This is a genomic window from Kitasatospora sp. NPDC091257 (assembly GCF_044757675.1).
In the GTDB taxonomy this organism is placed as follows: Bacteria; Actinomycetota; Actinomycetes; order Streptomycetales; family Streptomycetaceae; genus Kitasatospora; species Kitasatospora lactacystinica.
Window position 1 is genome coordinate 1 of record NZ_JBIVVI010001759.1, and the last position, 1,285, is coordinate 1,285.

Sequence of the window (1,285 nt, forward strand, 5' to 3'; positions counted from 1 at the left end):
CATTTTTTATTTACCCGCCCACCACCTATATAAACACCACTCCCAACACTCTTCCCCAACCCCCCGCTCTCCCGATCTCCTGGGTGTAGTCGAAGGGGGGGTGCGGTCGGGGGTGGGCGCGCGGCGCCCACCCCGGACCGGGCGATCAGTTGTCCCGGCCGCGAAGGCGCTCTTCGCGCTTCTGCCGGACCACGTCGGCGAGGTCTTCCGCGGAGCCCTTCAGCACGAGTTCTTCCATCAGGTGCCCGGCCAGAAGGTAGCGCGGGTCGGCCTCCCTTGCCCGTTCGAGGGCGATGAGCGCGGCCGGGACTTCCCCGGCGACGGCGGCGGCGAACGCCGCGAAGGTCAGGGGAGGAGCGACGAAGGTCGTGGTGACGCTGGCGCAGCGTCGGGCCAGCAGCGCCCACAGATCCCGGGCGCGCGGGAGCTCGTCCGGTTCGATGTAGCCGAGCGCGACGTCCCGTAGGGGCCGGTGCCGCAGTCCGACGATCAGCTCTGCCGTCTGCTCGGCGGTGAGGTCTTCCAGCGGGGTCCCGTCGCCCCCGCCCAGCAGCAGCCGGTCGAGGATGCCTGCGAGCCGGTCGGTCTCGGCCTCGAAGCTGCTGGCCTGCACACGCTCGGCCCGCAGGCCGACCGCGCTCACGATCGCGGCTTGCTGATCTTTCGCGGCTTGTCCGATGACGGGTTCGAAGGCGGCGGCGATCTTGGCCTGGCTGGGCGGCGTGGGGATGCCCATGTTGCGGGCGTTCATGGTGACCACGCCAGGGTTGTCGGGGCCGTCCACGGGCATTCCCTCGGTCCGGTAGGTGGGGTTGTCGTGGCGGTAGACCCACCAGTGGGTCGGGGTGACGAACATGGCGGCGATGGTGTCGATGCCGTGGGCCTCGGCGGACAGCACGAGTGCGTTCGCGAGCACCTGGTGCCGGGTCATCGCGTTGTAGCCGTCGCTCGCGTCGTGCTGGCTCGCGCACAGGTACAGCAGGATGTCGGCCGGGCCTGTGGCGAACCTCTCCAGGCGGTGAAGCGTGCTGTGCAGCATGTGGTGCGCGGCCTGGCTGGGGTTGTCCGTGTCACTGGGCAGGTCGAATTTCTGGCTGAACAGGGGGCGGTTGTGCAGGGTGTCGTGGACGAGGACGAACACCATGCCGTCGGGGCCGTCGGGCCGGTAACTCAGGAGGTAGGGCAGCGCCTCGACGGCCTGTACGGGGCTGTGGACGTCGAAGGCGGGCACCGAGTTGATGGTCAAGAGGGGTTCTCTCCGCTCGCGGTTGGTCTGGAGGGTGGG

The 1,285-nt window shown here is 69.2% G+C and carries 1 protein-coding gene; it reads right to left on the bottom strand.

Annotated features, from left to right (window positions below; genetic code table 11):
• Positions 1-145: 145 nt before the first annotated feature.
• The coding region (locus tag ACIQOV_RS41830; protein WP_401056433.1) for a DUF4192 domain-containing protein at positions 146-1,285 on the bottom strand (1,140 nt) is incomplete at its 5' end.